Genomic DNA, 18,063 nt, shown 5'->3' on the forward strand with positions numbered 1-18,063 from the left:
TCGGTGCCCGCCGGCGCTCATGGCCGGGCCAGGCGGATGCCGGTGTATTGCCAGCGCAGCGGCGGCTGAAAGAAGTTGCGGTACGTCAGGCGTTCATGCCCCGGCGGTGTGGCAAACGACGCGCCACGCAGCACCTGCTGGTTCACCATGAACTTGCCGTTGTATTCGCCCACCGAGCCTTCGGCGCGCCGAAAGCCCGGGTAAGGCGCGTAGGCGCTGGCGGTCCACTCCCAGCGGTCGCCCCAGGCCATGCCCCGGCCAGCGGCGGCCTCCCATTCGAACTCGGTGGGCAGGCGCGCGCCGGCCCAGTCGGCGTAGGCGCTCGCTTCGTACCAGCTCACATGCGTCACCGGCGCCTGCGGTGGCAGGGGCAAGGGGCCGGCCAGGGTCTGGTGCCACCAGTCGCCGCCCTCGCCGCGGAACCAGTACATCGGCGCCGCGATGGCGTTCTGGCGCAGCCAGTCCCAGCCGTCGGCGTGCCAGTGGCGCGGGTCCTGGTAGCCGCCGGCGCCAATGAAGGCGGCGTACTCCGCGTTGCTCACCAGCCGGTCGCTGAGCGCGAAGGGCGCGAGCAGCCATTCGTGGCGCGCGCCCTCGTTGTCGAAGGCGAAACCATCGCCCGCGTGCCCGATGGCGACCACACCGCCGGGGTGCTCGAGCCATCCCACCATGGCGGCTTGAGGCAGGTGTTCGCCGGCCAGGCTCACCACGGCGGTGTCGGCGCTGGCGTAGGCGGGGCGCAGGGGGTTGTGGCCCAGGATGGCCTTGATGTCGGTGAGCAGCAGTTCCTGGTGCTGCTGCTCATGCTGCAGGCCCAGCGCCAGGCGGTCCAGCCACCGGGCCGGTGGCTGCGTGGCCAGCCAGGCCATCACGGCGGCGTCCACGTGCGCGCGGTAGGCCAGCACCTCGGCCACGGTCGGCCGGCTCAGGTGGCCGCGCTGGGCGCGCGGCACGCGCACCCCCTCGCCCTCGTAGTAGCTGTTGAAGAGGTAGCCGTAGGCCGGGTGGAACGGCGCGTAGCCCGGCGAGGCGTGCGCGAGCAGCATGGCCTCGAAGAACCAGCTGGTGTGCGCCAGGTGCCACTTGGGCGGGCTCACGTCCACCACGGGCTGGACCACGTGGTCCTCGATGGCCAGCGGCGCGCACAGCGCCTCGCTGCGCGCGCGCACCTCGGCGTAGCGCGCGGCGGCGTCGGCGGTGGCGTCGCGCCGCATGCTCAGTCCACCACCTGCACGCCGCGCCAGAAGGCCACGCGGTCGCGCACCATGTCGGCCTCGGGCTTGGGGTCGGGGTAGAACCAGGCGGCGTCGCGGTTGAGTTCGCCGTCGATGAGCAGGCTGTGGTAGCTGGCCTGGCCCTTCCAGGGGCAGTAGGTGTGGTGGTTGCTGTGCTGCAGGTACTCGCGGCGCAACGCGCTCGCAGGGAAGTAGGCATTGCCCTCGACGAGCACGATGTCGTCGCTTTCGGCAATCACCGTGCCGTTCCAGATCGCCTTCATGGGCGCTCCTCGGGTGTGTTGGGATGGGGATGTCTCGCATCCTGGGCGCATTTGCGGCTCATTGCAAGCCTGTGGCGATCGGGAATGACCGCATGGGGTCATTGACTTGTCATCGGCGCCGTTTCTCCCTGTGCGGCGCGCGCGCCCGTTGCCGCCTCGACCTAGCGCTGAGGCATGTTCCTGGTCCCGTAACCCTGCCTCACGCGGGCGTCCTCCGGGATGGGAGGCATGGTGCGGTTCCACGCTTCCCATGCCTCCCGCATGTCGCTCATCCGCTGTGGGTCCCGCGCGGCCAGATTCGCGCGCTCGCGCGCATCCGAGGCGATATCGAACAGGTAGTCGATTCCATCCACGCGCAGGTACTTCCAGTCACCGTTGCGGTGCGCCCGCTGCTCTCGGTGCTTCATCCGCCAGAACAGCGGACGATCGAAGTGGGCCTGGGGCGCGTGCAGAACCGGCAGGAGCGACAACCCATCCAGCGGGTAGTCCGGATCCGGACGCGCGCCCGCCGCCTCCAGAACGGTGGCGGACCAGTCCATGGTCATGCAGTGTTGCGCGGTCACGGCACCGCGCGGAATCACGGCCGGCCAGTGCGCGATCCATGGCACGCGGATGCCACCTTCGGTCAGGTCCATCTTGCCGCCCACGAGCGGCCAGTTGTCCGAGAACCGTTCGCCGCCGTTGTCGCTGGTGAAGACGACCAGCGTGTTGTCGGCGATGGCGTTCCGGCGCAGCGCCTCCATCACCCAGCCGATGCCCTCGTCCATGTGGTGGATCATCCGCTGGTAGGTGTGGACGCTGCCACCATGCAGATGGAAGAGGTTCTGCCTGACGTCTGGCGCGAGGTGTTCGTCATCCCGCGTCTCCCAAGGCCAATGGGGGGCGGTGTAATGGAGGCTGAGAAAGAACGGTTCTTTCTTTCCAGCCATGCGATTGATGCAGTCGACGGCGCGTCGCGAGAGAAGGTCCGTGAGGTAGCCCTCTTCGTGCCTCTTCTGCTCGCCGAGGTACAGGTCGTGGTCGCCGTTGCCGCTGCAGTGAGAGAAGTAGTCCACCCCACCCGACAGGGGGCCGAAGAATTCGTCGTACCCCGACTTGAGGGGACCAAAATGCGGCGGGTACCCGAGATGCCATTTGCCGATCAAGGCGGTCTGGTAACCCGCCCGCTTCAACAGCGAGGGAACGCTGGGGTGTCCCGGGGGCATACCGAGCGTCGCGCTGCCCTTGCTGTCCGCGTGAATCGGCTCCTCGGCCGCCCCTCGCAGTCTGTACTGGTAACGTCCCGTGATCAGTGCAAAGCGCGTCGGCGAGCAGAGCGATGAGTTCGCGTAGCCATCGGTGAAGCGGATGCCGTTCTCGGCCAGCGCATCGAGGACCGGTGAAACGCGGCCGAAGGCCGCCTCGCGCCCACCGTAGCAACCCAGGTCGGCGAACCCAAGGTCGTCGGCAACGATGAAGATCACATTGGGTTGCATGGCAAGGGGTGTTGCAGGATCCACGGGAGCGCTGGGGGCCACGGCGCGTGCGGTCAGTCCAGCGTCAGATTCAACCGCTTCACCACTGGCGCCCATCGCGCCGTATCGGCCTGCACCTGCGCCTCGGCCACCTGGCGCGTGCTGCCCACGCCACGCAAATCCAGCGCTTGCAGGCGGGTTTGCACATCGGGGGCCGTCATGATGGCGCCGGCGGCCTGCTCCAGTGCGCTGGCGACCGCCGCGGGCAGGCCTTTGGGCGCCTGCAGCAGCAGCTTGAAGCTGATGTCCAGGGTCGGCTTGTGGAGTGCCTCGGCCAGCGTCGGCACCTGCGGCGCCAGCGCGGACGGCTCGGCGGACGAGACGGCCAGCGCCACCAAGCGGCCGGTTTTCACATGCGGCAGCACCGTGGGCGTTGCCAGAAAGCCGCAGTTCACCTCGCCGGCCAGAACGGCGGTGGTGGCTGGCGCGGGGCCGCGGTAGGCGATGTGCTCCATGCCGACGCCGGCCTCGCGCAAGAACATTTCAGCGGCCAGATGGCCCGGCACGCCAGCGCCACCCGACGCGTAGATCATTCGGTTCGCATTCGCTCGGGCCACCAGCTCGGCCGCGGTCTTCACGCCCGTGCCTGGGTGGCACACCAGCATCTGGGTGAAGTTCGCCAGCACGGAGAGGTTCATCAGGTCTTTGCGCGCATCGAACGTGAGCTTGGGGTACACGAGCGGGTTCACGGTCACCACGGTGTCCGGGCTGACCCCCAGGGTGTAGCCATCGGGCTCGGCAGCCGCCACCACACCGGCGGCCAGGCTGGTGCCGGCGCCCGGGCGGTTCTCGACCACCACGCTCTGGCCCAAGCGCTGCGACAACCGTTCGGCGAAGAGACGGGCCGTGATGTCGGAGGGCGCGCCCGGCGGCGATCCGACGAGCAGGCGAATGGTCTTGCTCGGGTAGGCGGGCGCCTGCGCCTGCGCGTTGCCGGCGCTCAGCACGGCCAGCGCAAGGCCGGCCAGCAGGGAGGGAAGAAGTCGCTGGGTCATGGCTGTCTCCTGGTAGAGGTCGAACGAAAGGTGTGCCCGTGCGCTGCGGGCCTCAGCCCCCGGTGAAGCGCGGTGCGCGCTTGTCCAGCCGCGCGCGCATGCCTTCGTGCTGGTCGTGCGTGGAAAAAAGCGTCTGAAAGGAGCGCCGCTCGAACCGCAGCCCGCTCTCCAGCCCGCTGCTCATGCCTTCCAGCACGGCTTCCTTGATCAGGCGCAGCGCCAGCACGGGCAGTGCGGCCAGCTCGCAGGCGATCTGCAGCGCGCGCGCTTCCACTTCGTCGTCGTTCACCACTTCGCTGGCCAAGCCCATGGCCAGGGCCGCGTCGGCGCCGAAGGGTTCGCCCCGCAGCAGGATGTGCATGGCAGCGAATTTGCCCACCACCTGGGTGAGACGTTGCGTGCCCCCACCCCCGGGCATGATCCCGAGCTTCACCTCCGGTTGGCCGAAGCGCGCGCCCTGGCCCGCGACGAGGATGTCGGCGTGCATCGAGAGTTCACAGCCTCCGCCAAGCGCGTGGCCCCGCACGGCGGCGATCACCGGTTTGCGGCAGTTGGCGATGGCGCCCCACAGCCGGTCCATCTGGCGCGCCATGATCTGCGCCGGCGTGGCGTCCACGTACTCGTTGAGATCGGCCCCGGCGCAGAACGCGCGCTCACCGCCCGCCAGCACGATGGCGCGAACCCGGTCGTCGGCGTCGAGTCGCAGAAAGGCCTCGGCGAGTGCATGGCGCAGCTCGAGGTTGAGCGCATTGAGCACGGCCGGGCGGTTCAGGCGCAGCAGCGCCACGCCATCCATGGGGTTCGCCTGCAACAAGCAGTCGCTCGCGGTGCTCATGTGGCTGCGCCCTGAAAGCGCGGCGCGCGTTTCTCGAAGAAGGCGGCAACGGCTTCGGCGTGGTCGGCCGTGTGGTGCGCCAGGCCCTGCAGGCGACCCGCGCTGCCCAGAGCCTCGTCCAGCGTTGCGGTGCGTGCCTGCTGCAGCAGCTGGCGCGTCCATCGAAGCACCTGGGGCGGGTTGGCCGCGATGCGGGCGGCCAGTTGCAAGGCCTCGTCGAGCAGCGCCTCGGGCGCCACCACCCGCGAGACCAGGCCGATGCGCAGGGCCTCCTCGGCATCGATCGCATCGCCGGTGAGCGCCATCTCGGCCGCGCGCGCGTAGCCGACAACACGCGGCAGCAGCCAGCAGCCTCCGTCGCCGGGCACGATGCCGACCTTGACGAAGCTCTCGGCGAAGCGCGCTTGGCGGGAGGCGATGCGCAGGTCGCACATGCAAGCCAGGTCGTTGCCGGCGCCGATGGCCGGGCCGTTGACCGCGGCGATGATGGGCACTTGCAGCGCCTCGAAGGCGCGTGGAATGCGCTGGATGCCGTCGCGGTAGGCCTGCGCGATCTGCTCGGGCGTGCCAGCGAACATGCCACGGCGCTCGCGCATCTCGGCCACGTTGCCGCCGGAGCAAAAGGCTGTTCCCGCGCCGGTCAGGATGGCGACGCGCACGTTGAGGTCCGCGTTGAGCGCGGCGAAGGTCTGTTCGAAGGCCGCGAACATCGCTTCGCCGCTAAGGGCGTTTCGGGTGTCGGGACGGTTGAGGGTGAGCAGCGCGACATGGCCGCGCCGCTCGATCAGGATGGGTTCGCTCATCGGGGGTCTCCCACGCGTTCGATGGCCATGGCCACGCCCTGCCCCACGCCCACGCACATCGTCACGAGGCCGTAACGCCCGCCGCTGCGTTGCAGCTGCCGCGCGGCGGCCAGCACCAGGCGCGCGCCGCTCATGCCCAGCGGGTGACCGAAGGCGATGGCCCCGCCGTGGGGGTTCACCTGCGGTGCGTCGTCACTCAGGCCGAGCGCGCGCATCACAGCCAGGCCCTGGGCCGCGAAGGCCTCGTTGAGCTCGATGACATCGAAGTCGCCGATGCGCAGGCCGGTGTGTGCCAGCAGGCGCCGCACCGCCGGCACCGGGCCGAAACCCATCACACGCGGGGCTATGCCCGCGCTCGCGTAGCCGAGCACACGGACCAGGGGCCGCAGGCCGTGGCGCTGCGCCCCGGCTTCGCTGGCCAGCAACAGTGCGGCGGCGCCATCGTTCACGCCCGATGAATTGCCGGCGGTGACCGTGCCGCCCGGGCGAAACGCCGGTTTGAGCGCGGCCAGACTCTGGGCCGTGGCGTCGGCGCGCGGGTGCTCGTCCTCGCTCACCCGCACGACGGCGCCTCGGCGGCCCGGCACCTCCACGGGCACGATCTCCTGCGCCAGCACTCCGGCCCGCGCGGCGGCCGCCGCGCGTTGCTGGCTGCGCAGGGCGAAGGCGTCCTGGTCGGCGCGCGAGATGCCGTGTTCCTGCGCCACGTTCTCCGCCGTGTCGCCCATGCTGTCCACGCCGTGCAGCGTTTCCATGCGCGGATTCACGAAGCGCCAGCCGATGGTGCTGTCGTGCACCTCGGCGCGGCGCGAGAAGGCCGCCGTGGGCTTGGGCATCACCAACGGCGCGCGGCTCATGCTTTCCACGCCCCCCGCGATGGCGATCTGCGCCTGGCCCGCGTGCAGCGCGCGCGCCACCTGGGCCACGGCCTCAAGGCCCGAGCCGCACAGCCGGTTGACGGTGAGCGCCGGCACCTCGACCGGCAACCCCGCCAGCAGCGCGCTCATGCGCGCCACGTTGCGGTTGTCCTCGCCGGCCTGGTTCACGCAGCCAAAGACCAGTTCGTCGATCAGCGCCGGCTCGAGGCCGGGGTGACGCGCCATCAGCGCGCGGATCGGGATGGCGCCCAGGTCGTCGGTGCGCACGCCCGAGAGCGCGCCGCCGTAGCGCCCGATCGGCGTGCGCACGCCGTCGCAGAGGAAGGCGTCCATGCTCACAACCCCAGCACGCGCTCGGCGTTGCCGTGCATGATCTTTTCCATGATCTCCGGCGTGTAGCCGAGCCCGTCCCACTCCCGCAGGATGCGCTCATAGGGCAGGCTGGGGTAGTCGCTGCCGAACATGATCTTGTCCTGCAGGCGGCCGCGGATGTCCACCTTCAGGTTGCCCGGGAAGTGCTTGGGCGCCCAGCCCGACATCTCCCAGAACACATTGCCCTTGTGCAGGGCCACGGCGGTGGTTTCGTCCACCCAGGGCCAGCCGGGGTGGGCCATGATGATCTTCAGCGTCGGGAAATCGGCCGCGAGCTGATCGATGTGTTGGGGGTGGGCGTGGCGGATCACCGCACCGTGCCCACCCGGCATGCCCGCGCCCATGCCGGTGGTGCCGACGTCGATCATCACCGCGGCGCCCATGGCGTCGATCTCCTCGAACAGCGGGTAGTAGCGCCGGTCGCTGACACCGAAGTGCTGCATGATGGGGTGGAAGTGAAAGCCGATGAAGCCCAGCTCGCGCACGGCCTTGCGGGCCTGGATCATGGCGATCTCGCCTTTGGCCGGCTCCACCGCGCCCCAGCACTGGATGATCCGTTTCGGGTGGCGCTTCCACATGCCGTGCACGTACTCGTTGGTGCAGGGCGGCGCGGCAATGGTGGTCTCCAGGTCCAGCGCCACCAGGCAGGCCTCGACGCCCGCGCCGGCGAACTCGGCGATCACCTCGTCTTCGCTCTTGCCCACCCAGTCCCGCTTCCAGTAGCGGGCGAGCTCGGCGGGATAGGGACCCTGGGAATCGGTCCAGGTGGACGTACCCGGGTAGCAGTGCAGGTCGATGATGCGCATGGGGTCTCTCGGGGGTTCGGTCAGTGGGGGATGCGGCGCGCGGCCTCTTCTTCTGCCAGCCGCTGGCCGATGAGTTCGCCCAGCGCCTTCTTGGATACCTTGCCAAAGGTGGAGACGGGAAAGTCCGGCAAGACCTCCAGCCGCTCGGGCAACTTGAACTTGGCGATTTCCTTGGTCAGCAGAAAACCCACGAGCTCCTTCAGGTGCAACTCGTGTCCGGCCTTGAGGATCACGAAGGCGCACATGCGCTCGCCCAGGTTGGCGTCGGGCATGGGCACGCAAGCCACGTTCTGCACCGCGGGGTGCATCAGGATCAGGTTTTCCACCTCCTCGGCACTGATCTTTTCGCCGCCGCGGTTGATCAGGTCTTTCTTGCGGCCCTCGACGATGTAGTTGCCGCTGGGGTGCTTGCGCATCAGGTCGCCGGAACGGTAGAACCCGTCGGGCGTGAACTGGCGCGCGTTGTACTCAGGCACACCGAAGTAGCCGCGCAAGGTGTAGGGGCCGCGCACGGTGAACTCGCCGACCTCGCCGTCGGGCACCACGCGGCCCTCGTCGTCGAGCAGCAGCACCTCGTCGTCCTCGCACACGGGACGGCCGCAGGTCTCGAGCTTGACGTCCTCCGGGTCGCTGGCGCGCACGAACATCAAGGTGCCTTCCGACATGCCGAAGTTCTCCTGCACGAACACGCCGGGTATCAGCGCGCGTGTCTTCGCGCGCACTTCGGGCTGCATGCGTTGTCCGCCGCTCTGGATCAGCCTGAGGCTGGACAGGTCGTAGGCGCTGGCGGCCTCGTCGTTGATCAGGCGGATCAGCAGCGCGGGCACCACCTTGAGGTGCGTGACCCGGTGCTTCTGGATCAGCGCGAACATGTCCGTCGGGCGCGTGTTGGCGTGCAGGACCACCTTGGCGCCCTTGAACAGAAAGCCCTGGATGCCCGGGCAGGCCAGCGGCAGGTTGTGGGCGATCGGCAGCACCAGCAGCAGCACCGATTCCGCGTCGATCTCGGTCACCTCGGCGGCCACCTTCGAGTTGTAGGCGTAGTCGTTGTTGGTTCGCGGGATCAGCTTGGGGATGCCGGTGGTGCCACCCGAGAGCTGGAAGATGCAGGGGTCTTCGGGGTCGATGCGGATCTCGGCCAGGCGCGAGGCCGGCAGCTTGGCCGGCGTGTCGATCAGCGCACGCAGTGAGACCTCGCCCGGCCCCGCGTTGCCCAGCACCAGACGAAATTTCAGCGAGGCGTTCTCGGCCTGCACGCGTTCGATCATCGGCGCGAAAGTGAAGTCACCTGCGGTGCCGGGGTAGACACAAGTGGTCGCGCCCGAGAGCCGAACGAACTGGCTGATCTCGGCATAACGGTGCGTGACCAGCGCAGCGATCGGGATGCAGCCGATCTTCTGCAGTGCGAAGTACAGCAGCACGAACTCGTGCACGTTGGGCAGCGTGGGCACCACGCGGTCCAGCGGGCGCAGGCCGAGCTCGAGCAGGTTGAGCGCCAGGTTAGTGGTGACGCGGTCGAGTTCGGCGTAGGTGAAAGACACGTCGCCGTCAATCAGCGCGACGCGGTCCGCGAAGCGCTTGAACACGGCGTCGAACTCCTGCGCCAGCGAGCGGTCCTGCCAGTAGCCCTTGGCGCGGTAGCGCGCGGCGCAGTCGGGCGGAAAGGGAACGAATCCTTCAAGCATGGGAAGTCTCCGGAGGATCAAGGGGGATGGGGCAACGCGGGCGCGGCCTCAGGTCGAACTCGTGAAGCCGCCGTCGATGACGACCACCTCGCCGGTGACGAAGCGCATGCCCTGGATCAGGTTGAGCATCACCTCGGCCACGTCGTCGGCGGTGACGCAGCGCTTCAGCGGCGTGGCCTTGGCGCGCGCGCCCATGAGCGTTTCGTACTTGTCGCCCAGCATGCGCTGCATCCAGTCGCCTTCCATCCAGCCCGGCGCCACCGCGTTCACGCGGATGTCCGGGCCCAGGTTCCAGGCCAACATCTTGGTCAGGCTCACCACGGCGGCCTTGCTGGCCGCGTACGGTGGCGGCTGCGGGCCGGGGCGCAGACCCACGATGCTCGCGGTATTGACGATGCAGGGCTCGCCTCCTTGTGCCCTGCTCTTGCGCAGCAGCGGCACCGAGGCGCGGCTCACCTGGAAGTTGCCGCGCACGTTGACCGCGAAGGTGCGGTCCCAGGCGTCCATGTCCAGGCTGTCGAGGTCTTTCACCTTCCAGGTGGCGGTGGTGCCGGCGTTGTTGACCAGCGCGTCCAGGTGGCCGAAGGCGCTACCCACCTCGGCCAGCATCTGGCGCACGGCACTGTCGTCGCTCACGTCGCAGGGCAGCACCAGGGTCTGGGCGCCCAGAGTCCGGGCTTCTTCGGCCACCGCTTGCGCGGCCTTGGCGCTCGAGGCGTAGTTGATGGCCACGTCGTAGCCGGCTTTCGCCAGCGCCAGCACGGCGCTGCGGCCGATGCCGGTGCCACCGCCGGTGACGAGGGCCTTCTTGCGGGGGGTCATGTTGGGAGGCTCCTGTTTCGGTTGTGAAAGCTTGAGTCGGCCCAGGGCGCCAGCTGCGCCGGCGCCATCGGGTCTGGAAAACGTTGCGGCGAGTGCTACTGGGGCTGCACGCCGAGTGCGGTCACCAGGCGCCTCATTGCGCCTTGCTGCTGCACGAAGAACGCGTGCGCGGCGCTCACGCTGTCCTGTCGCGGGTACACCCCCATGTCGGCCAGCCGACGGGTGACTTCGGACGAGGCGGTGATGCGGTTGACGTCGGCGTTGATGCGTTCGATGACGCCGGGCGGTGTGCCCGCCGGCGCGATGATCTGGAACCAGCCGATGGCCTCGTAACCGGGATAGGTGTCCGCCACCGGCGGCGCATCGATGCCGGGCAGGCGCTGCGCCGAGGTGACGCCCACGGCGCGCAGGCGGCCCGACTTCACATGCTCCAGCAGTCCCGGCACACCATCCACCGTGAGCACGGCGTCGCCCGCCAGCACGGCCGCCACCGCGTCGGGCGGCGTGCGGTAGGGCACGGTGAACAGGCCCATGCCCCCGGCCTTGCTGACCATCTCGCCGGCCAGGTGCGGCAGCGAGTTGAGCTGCGGCGCGGCGAAGTTCACCTTGCCCGGATGGGCCTTAGCGTGCTGGGCCAGGTCCGCCATGGATCGGATGCCGCTGCTGGCCGGAACCGCCAGCATCAGCGGGCTGATGCCCACCGTGGCCACGGGGGCGAGGTCGGTGTCCGGGTTGAACTGCGGGTTCTTGAACACGAGCGGAGTGATCGTGCCCATGGCGGCCGGGACGAAGCCAATGGTGTAGCCATCGGGCGCCGAGCGCACCAGCGCCGACATACCTGGAATGCCGCCTGCACCGGGGCGGTTGTCCACCACAACGCCTTGGCCCCAGACGTTGGCAAGCCGCTCGCCAACGATGCGCGCAATCACGTCTGGCGCAGAACCCGCGCCCACCGGAACGATCATGCGCACGGGCCGGCTGGGCCAGTCCTGTGCCGCGGCGCTGCCCAGTGTGGACAGCAGACAGGCCGCTGCCAGCAGGCGCCTTCTGGAAATGGGGTTCATGGCGTGTCTCCGTCTCGTTGTCTGTGTTCCCGGCGCGGGATGGGGCGGACTGTAGGCAGGCCTAAAGATTCAAATAAGATGGAAATATTCGAAAAGTGATTCGAATCTGATATCTCCCCGAATGAACAACAGGTAAGTCAAGGCATGAAGCTCGATCAGCTGCAGCACCTGATGGCCATCGTCGAACACGGCAGCCTGCGCGCGGCCGCCAGGCGCTTGGACATGCCCCAGCCCGCGCTGACGCGCAGCGTGCGGGCACTGGAGCGGGAACTGGGTGTGAGCTTGTTTGCGCGGGAGACCACGGGCATGGTCCTGACCGCCGAAGGCGTGCGCTTTCATCGCCGGGCCTGCGTCATCACCAGCGAGGCTCAGCGCGCGCGGGAAGAGGTGCAGCACCCGGGGCCGGCCTACGAGGGAACGGTATCGGTGGCCTTGTCGATCATGCCCCACCTGGGCATGCTGCCCGATGCGCTGCCGGTGTTCCGCCATGCCTATCCGAAGGTCAGGCTCAACATCACCGAGAGCCTGATGCCCGGCGTGGAAAGCGCATTGCGCGACGGCGGGCTGGAGTTCTACCTTGGCGCTGCGCCATCGCAGAAGCTGGCGCCGGGCCTGGCGATGCGGCACCTGTGCGACAACACGCGCGTGGTGGTTTGCCGCAAAGGCCACCCGCTGGCGCGCGTGCGCAGCCTCAAGGCGCTGGCCGGCGCCGAGTGGGCCAGCACCACCATCGACCACAACGCCGAGCAGGACCTGGCGCGGCTGTTTGCCTCCCACGGTCGGGCCGCGCCGCGCGTGATGCTGAGCGCGCACTCCGCGCTGTCGGTGCAGGTGGCCCTGGTGCGTACCGACCTGCTGGCCATGTTGCCTCGGCAGTGGTTGGACTTCGCCATGACGCGTGACCTGCTGGACGTCATCCCCGTGCGCGAGCGCCTGCCGGCGCCCGCCATCGTGCTGGTGCGCCGACCCGATCTGCCGCTGTCGCCGCCAGCGGAGTTTTTGTGCGACGTGCTGATGCGCCGTCTTCCATCAGCCTGACTGGGCCACCCGGCCGGCGGTGCCTGAGGCCGGCGCCAGCGAAGCCGCGATGCGCCCGGCCACCCGCTCGGCCTGCATCGCGATCGTGCGCAGCAGCCCGCCCGGCTGGCGGATGTCGTAACCCACGAAGTGCAGCCCCGCCAATGCGCCTTCACCGTGCAGCACCGTGGGCAGGCCGCGTTCATCCAGCGGCAGCGGGTGGTTCGGGAACAGTCCCTGCACCAGGGGCTGGTAGCCGGTGGCGAGCACGATGCTGTCGAAGCCCTGCCCCCGTCCGTCGGTGAAGCGCACGCCACCGCGCATGAGCGTGGCGATGCCGGGGTAGACGGTGATCTCGCCGCGCCGGATGCGCGCGAGGGTGCCGACGTCGATCACCGGCGTCTTGCCCTCGCGGCGCAACTGGCGCAGCGGCGAGGCGGCCGGCGTGCGCAGGCCCCAGCGCGACAGGTCGCCCACGGTGAGCCGGCGCAGCAGCGTGGCGCAGGCGTCGCCCATGGGTTCGGGCAGGCGGGCCAGCGCGATGCTGGAGAGCTGCGTGGGCCGGCCCAGCACGTCGCGCTTGACGATGTTGACCGGCGAGCGCACCGACAGCGCCACCGCCACGCCCTGCTCGGCCAGGTCCAGCGCGATCTCCGCGCCCGTGTTGCCCATGCCCACCACGAGCACGCACTGGTCTTTGAACGGCTGGGCGTTGCGGTAGTCGTGGCTGTGCAGCACGCGGCCGGTGAAGGCGTCCTGCCCCGGCAGCACCGGCCTGCGCGGCTCCCGGTTGGCGCCGGTGGCCAGCACCAGCTGCGCGGCGTCCAGGACCCGGCCGCCAGCGGTGTGCACGCGCCAGCGCGCGCCGGGGTCGGCGGCGGCGCCGGCGGTGATGCGCACCACCGTCTGCCCGCCCACGGGTTCGATGCGGTGGTGGCGGGCGTAGGCCTCCAGGTAGTCCACCACCCCCTGGCGTGGCACGTAGCGCGGCGCCTCGTCGGGGAACGGCAGGCCCGGCAAGGCCGAGTGCGACTTGACCGTGTGCAGGTGCAGCCGCTCGTAGTGCTCGCGCCAGGACGAGCCCAGTTGCGCGGCCTCGTCGATGACCGTGGCGTCCCGCCCCAGCAGGCGAAGGCCGCCGGCCACCGCCAGGCCCGCGGGCCCGGCACCGACGATGAGGACAGTGTGGCGATCGTTGGGGGCGGCGGACTCGGTCATGGTGGACGCGAGTGTGAGGGTGCGCTTCGTCGCACGCCATCGGTGTTCGCCCGTGGCGGGCACCCGAAGGACCGCGCACGGCCCTCCCCCACCTGGGGGAGCCGCCTGTACCCCGCCCGTGTATTCCCGCCGCAGTGCACACCCTATCGTGCCCAGCCCGGCGCCGGCCGGCCCCGCGGTCCACCCCCATGGAGAAACCAACGTATGGCATCCCTCATTGAATGCGCCCATCTCGCGTGGGCCGTCGGCATCGGCCCCTTGTCCGGGGGGTCGCACCGCACCCCCTTGCTGCCGGGCTGGAAGGCCTTGCAAGCGCCGCCCCTGGCGGCGCAGGCTGAGCAAGCCCTGCACGGCGGCGGCTTCGGCGCCAGGGCGTATCTCAACCCGTCCACGGGGGACATGGTGGTGGCCTACCGAGGCCGGGACCTGCCTTCGGCGCTGCCGGGCCCTGCGCGGCAGGACTTGCCCGAGCTGTTGCTGGGGCTGAGCCTGGTGCTCGGCCGCCAAGGAGTCGAGATCGGCACTGAGCTGCGGCGCCAGGCGATAACGCACTGCCTCGCGGTGGTGGCGTCGGCCCAGCGGCAGGGACAGGACCCTGGCCGCCTGTTCTTCACCGGTCACGGCATGGGCGCGGCCCTGGCCGCCAGCATGGCCGTCTGGCTGGGGCGCCCCGCCACGCTGTTCGCCGCCGCCCCCTTCACGGTGGCCGGCGGAGGCCAGGACTGCCACGACGCCCTCAGCCACGTGTCGGTGCAAGGCGAACCGATGGGCTACGCGCGCCACGCCATGCCCTTCGCCGTGAGCGCCGAGCGCGACCGGGCGATCGAGGCTGGCCCGGCGCCGGTGTCGAAGGCCCTCGCCCTGCACCGCATGGACCTGCACCTGGCGCTGCTGCTGGACGAGCGCCTGCCCGCCCTGATGCAGCGCCTGCCGGAACTGCTGCCCGCGCTGTGCGGCGGTTCACCCGACCCGGCGCACGATCTGATCGGCCCGCTGATCGAGGACCAGCTGCGCCAGGGCGCGGGCGCCCCCAGCGCCCTTCGGCGCTTCATCGACGATGTCGAGAAGCTTCCCCTGCTGAGCGCGTTCGACACGCCGCCCGGCGGGCGCCAGGCGCTGATCGCCCTGCTGGCCATCCTCCATGGGTCGCAGGCCGGCCGGGGCACCCGTCCGTCACGGTGGCCGGCGGACGAGGCGCCGCCAGGGCCAGCGAGCGGGACCCAGCACCAGCACCGCCCCGGCATCGGGGTCAGGGAACCGGCCTGAGCGGGCCATCACGTCGGCAGCACGAGCCCGAAGGCCAGGCCGCTCGCCAGGCCCAGGGCCAGGCCCGCGAGCACGTCGAGCGGGAAGTGCGCGCCGGTGTGCACGCGCGCCCAGCCGGTGGCCAAGGCCACGGCCGCCATGGCGGTGATCAGCGCCCCGCTGCCGGTGTGCGGCAGCAGCGCGCCCAACACGGCGCCCATCACCAGGGCATGGCTGCTCGGGAAGCCCGCGCGGCCGCCGTGGCCCAAGTGGTTGGGGCACAAGCCCAATGCAAAGGGCCGCTGCGCCTGCCAGCGGCGCGCCAGGCGCTTGCCCGCCAGCTGCACCAGCCCGGCCCAGGCCAGGCACAGCAAGGTCAGGGCCGGCCCCAGCGGGTGCGGCAGCGACACCAGCACCACGAGCGCCAGCAGCGGCAGCCAGCTCCAGCGCGCGACCAGCCGCGCCAGCACCAGCGCGGCGACCGGGCCGCGCCCCGCGCCGAGGCGGCGGAACAGCCAGATGTCGACCCGCAGCCAGGGGCTGGCGGGCGCGAAGGGAAGCGTCTGGTCGGCCATCCGCGCACTGTGCGGCGCGCAGATGACAGGCGCGTTAAGCGCGGTCGGCTCGGGGCGGTTGCGCCGGGGTGTCGCGCAGCGCCTCGGCGCGCTCGCGCATCAGGGCCTGGTCGGCCTCGTTCTGGGTGAGGCTGGCGGCGCGCTCGAAGGCCTCGCGCGCTTGCGCCCGGCGACCCAGCTGTTGCAGCAGGTCGCCGCACACCGCGCTGAGCCAGGGGTAGCGCGCCAGCGCGGGCTCTTGCAACAGCGGCGCGAGCACGGCCAGGCCAGCGGCCGGGCCAGCGTGGCGCGACACCGCCACCGCGCGGTTGAGCTCCACCACGGGCGAGGGCGCCAGGCGCGCCAGCTCGGCGTACAGCGCGGCCATGCGCGCCCAGTCGGTGGACTCCACCGAGGCGGCGCTCGCATGGCAGGCGGCGATGGCCGCCTGCAACTGGTAGGGGCCGGGCGATTCGGTGATGAGGTCGGCGCGCGACAGCGCGTCCAGCCCGCGGCGGATGAGCAGGCGGTCCCAGCGCGCGCGGTCCTGCTGCTCCAGCAGCACGGGGTGGCCCTGCGCGTCGGTGCGCGCGGCGCTGCGCGAGGCCTGGATCTCCAGCAGCGCCTGCAGGCCCAACGCCTCGGGCTCTCGCGGCATCAGATCGGCCAGCACGCGCGCCAGGCGCAGCGCCTCGTCGCACAGCGCGGGGCGCATCCAGTCGCTGCCCCGCGTGGCCGTGTAGCCCTCGTTGAAGATGAGGTAGATGACCTCCAGCACCGAGCCCAGGCGCTCGGCCAGCGCGGGGCCGTGCGGCAGTTCGAAGGGCACGCCCGCGTCGCGCAGGGTGCGCTGCGCGCGCACGATGCGCTGCGCCACGGTGGACTCGGTCTGCAGCACGGCGCGCGCGATCTCGTGCGTGCTCAGGCCGCCCAGCAGCTTGAGCGTGAGCGCGACGCGCGCGTCGGCCGAGAGCACGGGGTGGCAGGCGGTGAAGATCAGGCGCAGCAGGTCGTCGCCGATCGGGTCGCGGCGTGCGGCGTCCACCAGCTCGGCCACGTCGGGCGCGCGGTCGGCCTGCAGGGCCACCAGGTCGGCGGCGATGTCGGCCTCGTGCCCCTCGCGCGTGGCGCGCTGGCGCAGGTGGTCGAGCGCGCGGTTGAGCGCGGTGCGCATCAGCCAGGCCCCGGGCTTGTCGGGGATGCCGTCCTTCGGCCAGTGCTCCAGGGCCGCCACCAGCGCGTCCTGTGCGATGTCCTCGGCCACGCCGAGGTCGCGCACGCGGCGCATGACGGCCGCCACCACCTGGGCCGACTCCAGTCGCCAGGTGGCGGCGATGCGCTGGTGGATGGCACTGTGCATCGGTCGCCGCGCCTCAGGCCTGCTGCGCCTGCTGGGCGAACGCCGCCTCGTCCATGTAGAACACCTCCCACTGGTGGCCGTCCGGGTCGGCGAAACCGTGCTGGTACATGAAGCCGTGGTCTTTGGCCGGGTTGGGCGTGCTGCCGCCGGCGGCCAGGGCCTTGGCGACGAAGGACTCGACCTCGGCGCGGTTCTCGCACGACAGCGCGTTGAGCACGGCCGTGGCCTTGGCCGGCTCGGCCACCGGCAGGTGGGTGAAGGTCTGGAAGAAGGGGCGCACGAGCAGCATCACGTAGACGTGTTCGCTGATGACGATGCAGGCACCCTGGTCGTTGCTGAACTGCGGGTTGAGCGTGAAGCCCAGGCCGGTGTAGAAGGCGCGGGCGCGCGGCAGGTCGGCGACGGGCAGGTTGACGAAGATCTGGCGGGACATGGGAGGTTCCTGGGTCGGGGGTGGGTGGTGGGGGCGGCGGGATCAGGCCTGCAACATCTGGCGGAAAGCCTCCACGCTGGGACCGTCGGCCTGGATTTCGTCGAGCTCGATGAGCTGGCGCACCTCGACCACGGCGGGCTTGCCTTCGCCCACCGGGTTGGGGAAGCGGCGCGACCACTCGATGGCCTCGTCGCGGCTGCGCACCTGGATCAGGGTGTAGCCGGCGATGAGTTCCTTGGCCTCGGCGAAGGGGCCGTCGACGACGCGCGGCGCGCCGGGGCCGTGCTGCACCCGCCAGCCCTTGCGGCTGGGGTGCAGGCCCGAGGCGTCGAGCAGCACACCGGCCCGGGCCAGCTCCTCGTGGAAGCGCAGCATGGCGTCGAACACGGCGGGGTCGGGGCTGGGTGTGGTCTCGGCCTCGAACTCGGGGATGGAGCGCACGATGATCATGAATCGCATGGGACTCTCCTGGACGGCGCGGGCAACCGTTTCGCCCGCTTCATCCCCACGACGGCTCATCGCGCCGGGTTTCGACGGGGTGAATCTAGGTAAAAACCCTAGGCCCGACTCTCGTCGAAGCAGGGCGCCAGGCCGCGCACCTCGACCGTGGCCCACTCGGCCGCCGGGCACTGGCGGGCCAGCTCGATGGCCTCCTCGCGCGTCACGCCGTCGAGCAGGAAGAAGCCGCCCACCATTTCCTTGGCTTCGGCAAAGGGTCCGTCGAGCCGGCGCGCCGCACCAGGCGCCTGGCTCACGCGCACCGCGTCGCCCAGGCCGGCGAGCGACTCCACCGCCCTGAGTTTGCCCTGCGCGCGCAGCGCGTCGCCGAAGGCCTGCATGCGGGCATAGACCTCGCGGCCCTGCGCTTCGGTGCGCTCGGCGCGCTGGCCGGCGGGTTCGATGATGAGCAGCATGTAAGACACCTGCGTGTTCTCCCGGTAGGCAAAGCGCGCATCCTAGACGC

The 18,063-nt window shown here is 70.5% G+C and carries 19 protein-coding genes; 2 read left to right on the top strand and 17 right to left on the bottom strand.

The genetic code is table 11. The features are described 5' to 3' along the window. Nucleotides 1-17: 17 nt before the first annotated feature. From egtB to JNX00_RS17810, 11 genes are all read right to left on the bottom strand, one after another. Complete coding sequence (egtB, locus tag JNX00_RS17760; RefSeq protein ID WP_204743046.1) at nt 18-1,214, bottom strand: ergothioneine biosynthesis protein EgtB; 1,197 nt, start codon at nt 1,212-1,214, stop codon at nt 18-20. Between the two features lie 2 nt (nt 1,215-1,216). Next, complete coding sequence (locus tag JNX00_RS17765; RefSeq protein ID WP_070397185.1) at nt 1,217-1,498, bottom strand: DUF427 domain-containing protein; 282 nt, start codon at nt 1,496-1,498, stop codon at nt 1,217-1,219. 161 nt (nt 1,499-1,659) lie between these two features. Further along, nucleotides 1,660-2,973, bottom strand: a complete 1,314-nt coding sequence (locus tag JNX00_RS17770; RefSeq protein ID WP_204743047.1) for a sulfatase-like hydrolase/transferase — start codon at nt 2,971-2,973, stop codon at nt 1,660-1,662. Between the two features lie 53 nt (nt 2,974-3,026). Continuing rightward, the gene (locus JNX00_RS17775; RefSeq protein WP_204743048.1) at nt 3,027-4,007 is read right to left on the bottom strand and encodes a tripartite tricarboxylate transporter substrate-binding protein; all 981 of its coding nucleotides are present in this window, start codon (nt 4,005-4,007) and stop codon (nt 3,027-3,029) included. A gap of 52 nt (nt 4,008-4,059) precedes the next feature. Next, nucleotides 4,060-4,842 (bottom strand): enoyl-CoA hydratase-related protein, encoded by a 783-nt coding sequence (locus JNX00_RS17780; protein ID WP_070397182.1) that lies wholly within the window; start codon nt 4,840-4,842, stop codon nt 4,060-4,062. Next, nucleotides 4,839-5,645 carry a crotonase/enoyl-CoA hydratase family protein gene (locus tag JNX00_RS17785; protein ID WP_070397181.1) on the bottom strand — a complete coding sequence of 269 codons (807 nt, stop codon included), beginning with the start codon at nt 5,643-5,645 and terminating at the stop codon, nt 4,839-4,841. The genes JNX00_RS17780 and JNX00_RS17785 overlap by 4 nt, the downstream gene beginning before the upstream one ends. Next, complete coding sequence (gene pcaF, locus JNX00_RS17790) at nt 5,642-6,856, bottom strand: 3-oxoadipyl-CoA thiolase (protein WP_204743049.1); 1,215 nt, start codon at nt 6,854-6,856, stop codon at nt 5,642-5,644. The genes JNX00_RS17785 and pcaF overlap by 4 nt, the downstream gene beginning before the upstream one ends. A 2-nt stretch (nt 6,857-6,858) precedes the next feature. Next, nucleotides 6,859-7,701, bottom strand: coding sequence for an amidohydrolase family protein (locus tag JNX00_RS17795; protein WP_070397179.1), 843 nt, complete (start codon nt 7,699-7,701; stop codon nt 6,859-6,861). A gap of 20 nt (nt 7,702-7,721) precedes the next feature. Then, the gene (locus tag JNX00_RS17800; protein ID WP_070397178.1) at nt 7,722-9,386 is read right to left on the bottom strand and encodes an AMP-binding protein; all 1,665 of its coding nucleotides are present in this window, start codon (nt 9,384-9,386) and stop codon (nt 7,722-7,724) included. A gap of 48 nt (nt 9,387-9,434) precedes the next feature. Beyond that, entirely contained in the window at nt 9,435-10,208 is a 774-nt protein-coding gene (locus JNX00_RS17805; protein ID WP_070397177.1) for an SDR family oxidoreductase, read from the bottom strand. Nucleotides 10,209-10,303: 95 nt separating this feature from the next. Continuing rightward, nucleotides 10,304-11,272, bottom strand: a complete 969-nt coding sequence (locus JNX00_RS17810) for a tripartite tricarboxylate transporter substrate binding protein (protein ID WP_204743050.1) — start codon at nt 11,270-11,272, stop codon at nt 10,304-10,306. A gap of 144 nt (nt 11,273-11,416) precedes the next feature. Between JNX00_RS17810 and JNX00_RS17815 the strand changes: the two genes are divergently transcribed. After that, on the top strand, nt 11,417-12,310 hold the full coding sequence (locus JNX00_RS17815) for a LysR substrate-binding domain-containing protein (RefSeq protein ID WP_204743051.1): 894 nt from the start codon (nt 11,417-11,419) through the stop codon (nt 12,308-12,310). Here the strand turns inward: JNX00_RS17815 and JNX00_RS17820 are convergent. Next, the gene (locus tag JNX00_RS17820; protein ID WP_204743052.1) at nt 12,302-13,507 is read right to left on the bottom strand and encodes an NAD(P)/FAD-dependent oxidoreductase; all 1,206 of its coding nucleotides are present in this window, start codon (nt 13,505-13,507) and stop codon (nt 12,302-12,304) included. The two genes, JNX00_RS17815 and JNX00_RS17820, sit on opposite strands and share 9 nt — an antisense overlap. A gap of 204 nt (nt 13,508-13,711) precedes the next feature. Between JNX00_RS17820 and JNX00_RS17825 the strand changes: the two genes are divergently transcribed. Next, nucleotides 13,712-14,773, top strand: coding sequence for a hypothetical protein (locus JNX00_RS17825; RefSeq protein WP_204743053.1), 1,062 nt, complete (start codon nt 13,712-13,714; stop codon nt 14,771-14,773). Nucleotides 14,774-14,781: 8 nt separating this feature from the next. Here JNX00_RS17825 and JNX00_RS17830 read toward each other — a convergent pair whose 3' ends face one another. The 5 genes from JNX00_RS17830 to JNX00_RS17850 form a co-directional block, all read right to left on the bottom strand. Further along, nucleotides 14,782-15,327: a phosphatase PAP2 family protein gene (locus JNX00_RS17830; RefSeq protein ID WP_204743054.1), complete on the bottom strand. Its 546-nt coding sequence runs from the start codon at nt 15,325-15,327 to the stop codon at nt 14,782-14,784. A 34-nt stretch (nt 15,328-15,361) separates the two neighbouring features. Continuing rightward, the gene (locus tag JNX00_RS17835; RefSeq protein WP_204743055.1) at nt 15,362-16,666 is read right to left on the bottom strand and encodes an RNA polymerase sigma factor; all 1,305 of its coding nucleotides are present in this window, start codon (nt 16,664-16,666) and stop codon (nt 15,362-15,364) included. Between the two features lie 13 nt (nt 16,667-16,679). Continuing rightward, on the bottom strand, nt 16,680-17,099 hold the full coding sequence (locus tag JNX00_RS17840; protein WP_204743056.1) for a VOC family protein: 420 nt from the start codon (nt 17,097-17,099) through the stop codon (nt 16,680-16,682). A 42-nt stretch (nt 17,100-17,141) separates the two neighbouring features. After that, nucleotides 17,142-17,558 carry a YciI family protein gene (locus tag JNX00_RS17845; protein ID WP_070397169.1) on the bottom strand — a complete coding sequence of 139 codons (417 nt, stop codon included), beginning with the start codon at nt 17,556-17,558 and terminating at the stop codon, nt 17,142-17,144. Nucleotides 17,559-17,656: 98 nt separating this feature from the next. Beyond that, a complete protein-coding gene (locus JNX00_RS17850; RefSeq protein ID WP_070397168.1) occupies nt 17,657-18,022 on the bottom strand; it encodes a YciI family protein in 366 nt (121 codons plus the stop codon). Nucleotides 18,023-18,063: the final 41 nt, after the last annotated feature.

Source organism: Hydrogenophaga sp. YM1 (genome assembly GCF_016903055.1).
Classification (GTDB): Bacteria; Pseudomonadota; Gammaproteobacteria; order Burkholderiales; family Burkholderiaceae_C; genus Hydrogenophaga; species Hydrogenophaga borbori.

Coding starts and splice junctions, on each gene's coding strand:
- JNX00_RS17765 (WP_070397185.1), bottom strand. CDS start 1,498: ATGAAGGCGATCTGGAACGGCACGGTGATTGCCGAAAGCGACGACATC.
- JNX00_RS17815 (WP_204743051.1), top strand. CDS start 11,417: ATGAAGCTCGATCAGCTGCAGCACCTGATGGCCATCGTCGAACACGGC.
- JNX00_RS17795 (WP_070397179.1), bottom strand. CDS start 7,701: ATGCGCATCATCGACCTGCACTGCTACCCGGGTACGTCCACCTGGACC.
- JNX00_RS17770 (WP_204743047.1), bottom strand. CDS start 2,973: ATGCAACCCAATGTGATCTTCATCGTTGCCGACGACCTTGGGTTCGCC.
- pcaF (WP_204743049.1), bottom strand. CDS start 6,856: ATGGACGCCTTCCTCTGCGACGGCGTGCGCACGCCGATCGGGCGCTAC.
- JNX00_RS17835 (WP_204743055.1), bottom strand. CDS start 16,666: ATGCACAGTGCCATCCACCAGCGCATCGCCGCCACCTGGCGACTGGAG.
- JNX00_RS17775 (WP_204743048.1), bottom strand. CDS start 4,007: ATGACCCAGCGACTTCTTCCCTCCCTGCTGGCCGGCCTTGCGCTGGCC.
- JNX00_RS17780 (WP_070397182.1), bottom strand. CDS start 4,842: ATGAGCACCGCGAGCGACTGCTTGTTGCAGGCGAACCCCATGGATGGC.
- JNX00_RS17825 (WP_204743053.1), top strand. CDS start 13,712: ATGGCATCCCTCATTGAATGCGCCCATCTCGCGTGGGCCGTCGGCATC.
- JNX00_RS17820 (WP_204743052.1), bottom strand. CDS start 13,507: ATGACCGAGTCCGCCGCCCCCAACGATCGCCACACTGTCCTCATCGTC.
- JNX00_RS17785 (WP_070397181.1), bottom strand. CDS start 5,645: ATGAGCGAACCCATCCTGATCGAGCGGCGCGGCCATGTCGCGCTGCTC.
- JNX00_RS17840 (WP_204743056.1), bottom strand. CDS start 17,099: ATGTCCCGCCAGATCTTCGTCAACCTGCCCGTCGCCGACCTGCCGCGC.
- JNX00_RS17800 (WP_070397178.1), bottom strand. CDS start 9,386: ATGCTTGAAGGATTCGTTCCCTTTCCGCCCGACTGCGCCGCGCGCTAC.
- egtB (WP_204743046.1), bottom strand. CDS start 1,214: ATGCGGCGCGACGCCACCGCCGACGCCGCCGCGCGCTACGCCGAGGTG.
- JNX00_RS17805 (WP_070397177.1), bottom strand. CDS start 10,208: ATGACCCCCCGCAAGAAGGCCCTCGTCACCGGCGGTGGCACCGGCATC.
- JNX00_RS17810 (WP_204743050.1), bottom strand. CDS start 11,272: ATGAACCCCATTTCCAGAAGGCGCCTGCTGGCAGCGGCCTGTCTGCTG.
- JNX00_RS17830 (WP_204743054.1), bottom strand. CDS start 15,327: ATGGCCGACCAGACGCTTCCCTTCGCGCCCGCCAGCCCCTGGCTGCGG.
- JNX00_RS17845 (WP_070397169.1), bottom strand. CDS start 17,558: ATGCGATTCATGATCATCGTGCGCTCCATCCCCGAGTTCGAGGCCGAG.